An 8,158-nucleotide genomic window follows, 5' to 3' on the forward strand; every position below is an offset into this window, starting at 1 on the left:
CTGGCGCTGCCAAAAATCAACGCGTTCTTGAGTGGTCATAGCGGAAATCCCAACGTAGATACGATGGGTTTCAGTGTGCCGAGGTGATCTCAGTAAAAACAGGTGCTGATTCAGGGGCGCTTACAAATCGTCCCCACTGTGCTTGATGAGGAACGTGCTTGGGATGTGAAAAATCAGATTTGTTAGGAAAGCTTTTGTATATTTCTAAAACATGCCCGCTTTTCTTCCCAACAGGCATTTTTTGCCAGTGAAGTAAAGACTCTTTACTATACTCATGAAGTTTCCATAAAAACTTTAGTAATTGTTCATTTGACCAGTCAGAAAAGTTTTGTGCTGGTTCTTGAGTATGATCAAAATAAGAAAAATTAAATTTGCATTTCCTTGCGATATAGTCACATTTATCTTCAATGCTGACCTTCGGTATAGATTCTAGGAATGCATTCTTTCTTGTATTTATGAAACTCATAGCTTAGGGACTCCACCAATTTTCCCTGAGTTATAGATAGGCAATATTGGTCTGTCATTTCTCAAAATATCACCGGATATTTCATCTAATCTGTATGCAAAACTTTCATTCTCGGTCTTTTCTACAATATAGGTTCTATATCTACCCAAAAAGTCTATTATTTCTGAGTTATGTGTGGTAAATATTATTTGAGATTGATTTGTATTGGTTTTCTTATCTAAGAACAAAGATAATAGCACCGGTAAAATATGAGGGTGAAGATTTATATCAAACTCATCCAGACAAAGAATGCCGCCTATATCTAGAATGCATTTATATTTTGCAAGTTGGATGAAAAGTGATTTCGTTCCACTTGATTCAGTCTGGAATAAAATTTTCTTGTTAATTCCTTTAACTGTATGAGTAAAGACCGGTATAAATCGCTCTTCATCATTACTATCTTTTTTCTTAAGTATTTCAATGTTTGATATCCCAGTGTCACAAGCTATTATTATATTTTTTGCAAACTCTAGCATGTCGGGGTCATGAAAATACATTTCACTCACAACATCAATGCTTGGACTCCACTCAGAAAGCCCAATATGAATAACGTTGCTTATAATGCTATTAAAGAACATATAAACAATTGTGAGTGCCTCTAACTCATCAAAATCATATTGATTAGCAATACTAATAAATGATGCATTCTTTCTGAGTTTTATGTTTTTTAGTTGAGAGAACTCAGAGGTCAGTAAAGAAAACCTATCACCATCTCTCTCTATTATTTTAGATTTTCTTCTTTCCTTTCTAAATAAAGTCTCTTTAACCACATGTTCTTTGTTTAAAGTCAACTCATAAATGTAAGTGATGTTATCTACTCTGAATTCGATATAAAATTCCGTGTCTTCATTATTATTATAAAAGTTCTCTAAAGTTATTTTTTCGTCGGGTTTATAGGAGAATGAGTTTGTACAAAACTCACCTAGAAAAGATAAGCCTTTTAATAAGTTGGTTTTACCCGATCCATTTTTACCCTTTAAGCATAAAATATTAGAGATATCATTCCCCATTGATATATTATCAGGGCAGTTCGCAGGCAATTTGAAGGATACGTTTACTCCTTCGTAGAAGCAGAAAAAATTTTTAACGCCATATTCTAATAACATTGTGTAGACTCTATTTGATCAGATTTATTAATAAAATATCAGAGTGCAAAGAAACAATAAAGTCTTATCTGTTTTTTTTGTCTTAACGTGACAAAAGTCTTGCTTAAGGTGGCGTGGGTTCGAATAGCGAAGCGTATTTGGACGATCGCGAAAGGTGGCCGAGAAGCCGTAGACATCCAGAGTTTCCTACCTTTCTTGCCATGACTAGGTGCGCGGCGTTATGCGGACGATGACGCTGCGCTAATCGACCCTACATGATGGGACTTATTGTTACCTCCCCCTCATCCCCGACCCTTCTCCCGCGAGGGGAGAAGGGAGCAAAACGGTTCAGCTGACAGTGCTTTACGTGCGAGGCACGGGTGGGGATGGGGCTTTGGAATTGGCTCGGGCCATCCCCTCTCCCTCGGGAGAGGGTTAGGGTGAGGGGTCGCTATCTGTGTTGTAGGTTCGAATAGCGAAGCGTATTCGGACGATCGCGAAAGGGAGGTCTCCGAGAAGCCGCTGATATCCAGAGTTTCCTGCCTGTTTTGCCATGACTCGGTGCCGGCGGTATGCGGACGATTACGCTGCGCTAATCGTCCCTACATCACGGCGGTGATGGTATGGGGTGAGCCTTTACCTCTCTCCATTCCTCGCACTACCAACCGCAATTTTTCTTGGTTCGATCCTGACTTCCTCCAGGCTTCACCTTGTCATCACAGCAGCCGATTTTCCCCCCACTCATCCCCCGTATCTTCTGCTCACTGCGTAAAAGGCCCGGTTTGCCACTGGGGGGCAAGGGGCTGGATCTGTCGAGGGAGCAAGAGGATGAAAGGTTACTTCAAGGAGACGCTGGGCAATCTGGGCTTTGCCGATATGAAGGCCTATCCCCGGCCGCTGGCGCGGCTTAAAGGGATGCCGCTGCCGATCAAGAGGGTGATCTGTGGTCACGAATCGCCGCTACAGGGCCCTGCGCTTATCGATCACTACCACGATCTCTTCAAGGCGGATGCCGGAGCTTGAGAGGCATCAATGGATGAGGGCCCGTGATGGGCCCTCATGGTGTCAGATCAGGAATTGCCACCAGGTCAAACCGATAGACATCACCACGACAAAGCCCACCAGGGCGATCACCAGACCGATGCGCATCCACTCCGCGCTGGTGTGATAACCCATCCCCAGCAACAGCGGGATGCGGGCGTGGGAGTAGGTTGCCAGGTTACAGCCCACGTTGGTGATGGCGGCGATGCTGAAGATCACCATCTCCTTGGGCACGCCGACCGCCAGCAGGGCACCGGCAATCACGGGTGCCAGCGCAACGACCTTGGCGGTGGCCGAGGCAAAGGCATAGGAGGTAAACAGGTAGAGACCCATCACCACCAGCAGCATGGGGATGGTGCCAAAACCGCCCAGCATGTTGTGCATAAAGTGGGAGAGTTCATCACCCAGCCAACCGGTGAAACCAACCCGTTTCAGGTTGTCGGCCATCCCCATCAGTACGCTAAACCAGATCAGGGTATCGAAGGCGGCGCTGTTGCCTTTGACATCATCCCAATTCAGTACGCCGAGCAGCAGCAGGGCGGCCAGACCGAGAAAGGCGACGGTCGTGGCATCCAGTCCCAACGTGCTGCCGCCGACCCAGAGCACGACCAGCCCGACAAACACACCCAACAGGCTCTTCTCGTGGCGGGAGAGGGGGCCCATTTTGGCCAGCTCTTCCCGGGCGAAGCGCGGGGCATCCGGCGTGTCACGGGTTTCGGGCCGGATCACCAGATAGAGCACAAATGGGATGACCAGCAACAGGCCGATGGCCGGTGGCAGCAGGTAGAGCGCCCAGTCCCGAAACCCGATGGCCATGCCCGCGACGCTGGCGGCAATGCCCACCAATGCCAGATTACCGGCAAAACCGGTGCTGAAGGCGACCGCCGAGGCGTCATTCATGGCGCTGACGCTGGAGAGCAGGAACTGGCCCAGCTTGCGGTCATCCTTGTTGATGGTTTTGGCGAGCGAGTTGGCAATGGGGGCGACAATGGCCGCGCGCGCCGTATTGCTCGGAGTGGCAGGGGCCAGAATAAAGTCGGCCACCGCCAGACAGTAGGCGGAGCGCAGGGTGGATTGGCCAAAGCGGCTGAGCAGCAACAAGGCGATACGCTTGCCGAGCCCGGTCTTGGCAAAGGCGCTGGCGATCATGAAGGCGATCACGATCAGCCAGATCAACGGATGGTTGAAATCGACCAGTGCACCGTCAATGGCCGCCTTGGGGGTCGCTTCGCCACCGGCGCGCAGTACGGCATAGAGGGTCAGAGAGATAATGGCGATATAGCCGGTCGGCGCTATGTTGGTCACGATGACCAGAATGGTGGCGATAAACAGAATGGCCGTGTGATAGGCCGCCGGAGCGAGCCCGGTCGGAGTGGGGAGTGACCAACAGAGGGCCGCCAGCAACACTATGCAGAGTGCGGCTAACCGGGGGGGCGTGATTTTTTTCATGAGATCTCTTATTTGATGTATCGAGGTTAGCGATTGAAGTTGCATTTGAACCCACACTATAAAAGGGGAGTTGAAAGATTCCTAATGTAACAATCATGCCAAAGGAGTGGCTGGTGACATAGAGGGTGGGGGTGGCCCTGATAAATGGCGATGTGAGGGCGCTTGATGGCTGACCTAAAGAGGGGTGTTCTCAATGCGGATCCTCCCATAAGATCTTTTCCTCTCTGGACTTGTAGTAATAAGCAATTGATATGCAATATAAATCCCTCGTTCGGCTGAAGCAGGCCTTTATCACAGGGATGTGGGCCTCGCTGGTCAGCATCGTTATCGGTTTCGTCTTCAAGGTGTGGCTGGCGCAGTGGGTCGCCAAGGGGGAGTTGGCTTGTATCGAATAACAAAAAACGCCCGTGCGGGCGTTTTTGTCGGGGGTATTGATGCGGCTTAACGCTTGCCCTTGCCACCCTGGTTGCCAGAGAGCGCTTGCTTTCTGGCGCGCTGCTTCTGGGCGGCCTTGCCGTTGCCGCGCGGCTCGGGCTCAAAGCGGGTCAGATCCGGCTCAAAGCCCGGGAACCATTGCTGGGGCAGGCGAGTGTCGAGCACCGCTTCCACCTTCTCCAACAGCGGCGTATCTTCCGGGCTGAACAAGGTGATGGCGAGCCCTTTGTTGCCGGCGCGGCCGGTGCGACCGATGCGATGGACGTAATCCTCGGCCACAAAGGGGAATTCGAGGTTAATCACATAGTTGAGATCCAAGATATCGAGGCCACGGGCTGCCACGTCGGTGGCCACCAGCGCCTGCAGGGTGCCGGCGCGAAACGCCAGCAGCACTTTTTCCCGCGCCCCTTGCGACAAATCGCCGTGGAAGGCGAGCGCATTGATGCCCGCCTTGCCGAGCTGCTGGGCTAGCTTGTCGGCCCCCTGACGGGTGCGGCTGAAGATCAGCACAGGCGCCCACCCTTTCACCTTGATCAGGTGCTCCACCAACGCCACCTTGCGCTCGCCATCCACCGCATAGACCCGCTGCTCTACCTCGGCCGCAGTGGTGTTGCGCGGCGCCATTTCAATCAGCTCAGGGTCGCGCAGCAATACGCGGCTCAGGGCGTAGAGGTTGTCATCGCAGGTGGCCGAAAACAGCAGGGTCTGGCGATCCGCCGGGATCTGTTTCAGCAGTGCCTTGATCTCGTCCATAAAGCCCATGTCGAGCATGCGATCCGCCTCGTCAAACACCAGATGGCTGAGGCTCCCAAGGCTCAAGGCTCCTTGCCGCAGATGGTCAAGCAGCCGCCCCGGGGTGGCGATCAGGATATCCACGCCTTGTTGAAGCGCCTCCACCTGGGCGGCAATGCTCACTCCGCCGTAGACTTGCGTGCTGGTGAGGCTGGTGCCCTGACCGTAGCGCGCCACGCTATCAAAGACCTGCACCGCCAGCTCGCGGGTCGGCACCAGTATCAGCGCGCGGATCGGGCGGGGGGATCCCTCTTGCGGTTGTTGCAGCAACTGTTCCAGCAGCGGCAGCACAAAGGCGGCGGTTTTGCCGGTGCCGGTCTGGGCACCTGCCATCAGATCCCGCCCCGCCAAAATAGTGGGAATGGCGCGGGCCTGAATGGGGGGGGGCGCGGCATAGCCGAGCTCGCTCAGGGTCTGCTGCAGACGGGGGGAGAGGGCCAGTTCGGCAAAGGAGGCAATGGACATAGGGGCACCAGTGTGGGGTTATCGCGGCCAGCGGCCACGACAGAAACAGTCATCGTGGCCGCGATGGTAACAGAAGCAGGGGGATCGGCAGAAGGTGGCTATGCAGACTCGGCTTCGTCCGGCAACGGGCGGATCAGCCGGATCGTTGTGCCCTCGTAGCAGGCGATGTTGTGCTTGCCGTGCTGTTTGACGTGATAGAGCAGCTCATCGGCCAGATGGACCGCTTCGGTGACCGTCAGGTAGTCGCGGATGCGGATCACCCCGGCAGAAAAGGTGATGTGATCTGGCAGTTCGGGGATCTGCAGGGGCCTTGTTAGCAAGCGTTTGGCCGATTGGCTCATCATGTCGTCATTCCCCATCCCCCTAAACAGCACGATAAACTCCTCCCCTCCCCAGCGAATGGCGGTATCGATCTTGCGAATGTTGCCCTTGAGATAACGCGCAAAGGCGGTGAGCGCGGCATCGCCGATGCTATGACCATGCAGATCGTTGATAGACTTGAAGTTGTCGATATCGAGGATCATCAGGTAGTCGTGCTCGTGCAGCAGCCTCTGGTTGAGGATGTCTCGCCGTGGCAGTCGGGTCAGGTGGTCGGTGTGAGCCAGAGCGCGCAGCCGCAGGTAGAGCTGTTTCCAGGTGACCATCAGCAACAGCAGGGCGATAAGATAGATCTCGAAGGCGGCGCTGTGCAGTGTCAGTTTGATGAAGTCGAGCCAGGAGTAGGACCACTTCAGATAGAGATCCGTCCCCGCCTTGGTGCGCATCAGTGACTTTTTCAGGCAGAGATGGAAGGGACGGCAGGGTTCGGCAACGTTGAATGAAACGGCTGCGCGGGTCGGGTTGATATTGGTGAAGGGTAGCAGCACATCCCGAAACGCCTCATCGACGGAGATATTGATCCCGAGCAGGCCGTATTTGTAACTGCCGAGCCCCGACTGATGGATGAAGGGGAAGTACATCACTATGGTGTTACGCATGCTGAAGCTGTCGATCTCGATATCGGAGACAAAGGCTTCATCGGCGCTGCAGAAGGTGCGGCTGGGCGCAAAATCGGCGCAACCGAAGTAGTGATACCAGGCGGGCTGTGCCATCAGATCCATCTCGATCGACGCCAGCTTGGCGGGCAGCACATTGTTGTCGGCCACCATGCCGATCAAGCGATAGTCATTCCAGAGGGTATAGATGTTGTTTACCTCCGGGTAGGAGAGGGCATAACGGAAGGTATTGAGCAGGTTGGCGGCCGGATATTGCAGCGGAATATCGGCAAAACGCTGTTGGGTTTTCAGGTCGAAGCCATAGAGGTAGTCGGTGTCTAGCCCGTTTACCGGGGCGGGGATATCCTGCCCTAGGTGCAGATCGGCGTAGCGGACCATGTTCTCCACTTCAAGGATCTTGGCCCGCTGGTAGAAAACGTCGAACACGTTCTTCTGCTTGGCGGTGATGAGATTCATGTCGCGCCGGAGGCTATGATAGGTGTAATAGAACACTGAGCCCAATCCGGTCAGTATTAGCAGGGTTACTCCCAGCAGCGTCAGTTTGGAATATTCGTTTCTAACCTTATGCCAAGCCATAGTGAGGGGAGTCTCCGGAGTGAAAGTGGGGGGATATTGTTGGTAGGTCGCCAGACTAGCTGGAGTATACGTCAAAGCAAGTCCGGGAGAATCGGCAGGCATCGGTCATCGCTAACACCTGGGTCGGCCACCGGCAATGGGCGGTCGCCTATTCCCGAGGACGATGACCTGATTAGCCGTGGCGCGGCCAGCTACTCGACGATCCGCAGCACTGCGGCGAAGTGCTCGCCTCGCTCTTTTACGGGCTGACTTGCTCGTCGCCTGCTTCCAGCCCCTCCAATGGTTGCTTCATTTTAAGGCTGTGAGGTGTCTAGGGAGCCAGGGGCGATTCATCGTGGCTGAGATGGTAGCAAAAGCAGGGGATCGGCAGAAGGCGGACAGGAGGAAGAGTGTGGGGGCTGTGAAGGACGGTGCCCATCAGAAACGAGTAGTCGCTCTCACTGACGGCGGAAAGAAAAAAGAGGGCTGTAGCCCTCTTGGTATCTGGATGTCACGCATTAGTTATTTCTGATACTTGGGGGCATAGGGGCCGTATAGGATGCCATTGGGCATATCGGCACTCAACAGCCGGAAGCTGGTGACCCCTGCAATTTCATGTCCCTTGTCGGTAATGGTGTTGGCAATTTGATTGACGACGGCAACAACCAGCATGCCGATCAGGCCACCACCAGAATTGCTCTGCTGTTCTGCACCTGTCTCTTGATCAGATCTTGATCCCCGAAGCCATCATCTCTTTGGCGGCAATAAAGCCGTCCAGTTTACTTTGCAGTGTTTGCCAGCCTTCCCAGAGTGAGCTCCAGCCTGCAATCCCTGTT

The 8,158-nt window shown here is 53.3% G+C and carries 7 protein-coding genes and 1 pseudogene; 2 read left to right on the top strand and 6 right to left on the bottom strand.

Translation table 11 applies throughout. The annotated features are described in order from the left end of the window. Positions 1-70 precede the first annotated feature (70 nt). Both GWQ22_RS20050 and GWQ22_RS20055 read right to left on the bottom strand, forming a co-directional pair. Entirely contained in the window at positions 71-466 is a 396-nt protein-coding gene (locus GWQ22_RS20050; protein ID WP_275931426.1) for a hypothetical protein, read from the bottom strand. Beyond that, on the bottom strand, positions 463-1,611 hold the full coding sequence (locus GWQ22_RS20055; RefSeq protein WP_275931427.1) for an AAA family ATPase: 1,149 nt from the start codon (positions 1,609-1,611) through the stop codon (positions 463-465). Before GWQ22_RS20055 ends, GWQ22_RS20050 begins: the two co-directional genes overlap by 4 nt. An 807-nt stretch (positions 1,612-2,418) precedes the next feature. On the opposite strand from GWQ22_RS20055, the gene GWQ22_RS20060 reads away from it, so the two are divergent. Next, positions 2,419-2,613 carry a hypothetical protein gene (locus GWQ22_RS20060; RefSeq protein ID WP_275931428.1) on the top strand — a complete coding sequence of 65 codons (195 nt, stop codon included), beginning with the start codon at positions 2,419-2,421 and terminating at the stop codon, positions 2,611-2,613. A gap of 42 nt (positions 2,614-2,655) precedes the next feature. Here the strand turns inward: GWQ22_RS20060 and GWQ22_RS20065 are convergent, their stop codons facing one another. Then, the gene (locus tag GWQ22_RS20065) at positions 2,656-4,080 is read right to left on the bottom strand and encodes a DASS family sodium-coupled anion symporter (RefSeq protein ID WP_108535793.1); all 1,425 of its coding nucleotides are present in this window, start codon (positions 4,078-4,080) and stop codon (positions 2,656-2,658) included. 251 nt (positions 4,081-4,331) lie between these two features. Here GWQ22_RS20065 and GWQ22_RS20070 point away from each other — a divergent pair, with 251 nt between their 5' ends. After that, positions 4,332-4,475: a hypothetical protein gene (locus tag GWQ22_RS20070; protein ID WP_157013490.1), complete on the top strand. Its 144-nt coding sequence runs from the start codon at positions 4,332-4,334 to the stop codon at positions 4,473-4,475. 46 nt (positions 4,476-4,521) lie between these two features. Here GWQ22_RS20070 and GWQ22_RS20075 read toward each other — a convergent pair whose 3' ends face one another. The 3 genes and pseudogenes from GWQ22_RS20075 to GWQ22_RS20085 form a co-directional block, all read right to left on the bottom strand. Further along, complete coding sequence (locus GWQ22_RS20075; RefSeq protein WP_275931429.1) at positions 4,522-5,772, bottom strand: DEAD/DEAH box helicase; 1,251 nt, start codon at positions 5,770-5,772, stop codon at positions 4,522-4,524. Positions 5,773-5,870: 98 nt separating this feature from the next. Then, positions 5,871-7,343 (bottom strand): GGDEF domain-containing protein, encoded by a 1,473-nt coding sequence (locus GWQ22_RS20080; RefSeq protein ID WP_275931430.1) that lies wholly within the window; start codon positions 7,341-7,343, stop codon positions 5,871-5,873. A 501-nt stretch (positions 7,344-7,844) separates the two neighbouring features. Continuing rightward, positions 7,845-8,033, bottom strand: a pseudogene (locus GWQ22_RS20085) (GNA1162 family protein); the annotation flags it as partial. Between the last annotated feature and the right edge of the window lie 125 nt (positions 8,034-8,158).

This window comes from Aeromonas sp. 1HA1 (assembly GCF_029237385.1).
GTDB lineage: Bacteria > Pseudomonadota > Gammaproteobacteria > Enterobacterales > Aeromonadaceae > Aeromonas > Aeromonas popoffii.

Bases quoted from the DNA above. Each gene is read 5' to 3' on its own strand.
- GWQ22_RS20050 (WP_275931426.1), bottom strand. From the start codon at position 466: ATGAGTTTCATAAATACAAGAAAGAATGCATTCCTAGAATCTATACCG.
- GWQ22_RS20055 (WP_275931427.1), bottom strand. From the start codon at position 1,611: ATGTTATTAGAATATGGCGTTAAAAATTTTTTCTGCTTCTACGAAGGA.
- GWQ22_RS20060 (WP_275931428.1), top strand. From the start codon at position 2,419: ATGAAAGGTTACTTCAAGGAGACGCTGGGCAATCTGGGCTTTGCCGAT.
- GWQ22_RS20065 (WP_108535793.1), bottom strand. From the start codon at position 4,080: ATGAAAAAAATCACGCCCCCCCGGTTAGCCGCACTCTGCATAGTGTTG.
- GWQ22_RS20070 (WP_157013490.1), top strand. From the start codon at position 4,332: ATGCAATATAAATCCCTCGTTCGGCTGAAGCAGGCCTTTATCACAGGG.
- GWQ22_RS20075 (WP_275931429.1), bottom strand. From the start codon at position 5,772: ATGTCCATTGCCTCCTTTGCCGAACTGGCCCTCTCCCCCCGTCTGCAG.
- GWQ22_RS20080 (WP_275931430.1), bottom strand. From the start codon at position 7,343: ATGGCTTGGCATAAGGTTAGAAACGAATATTCCAAACTGACGCTGCTG.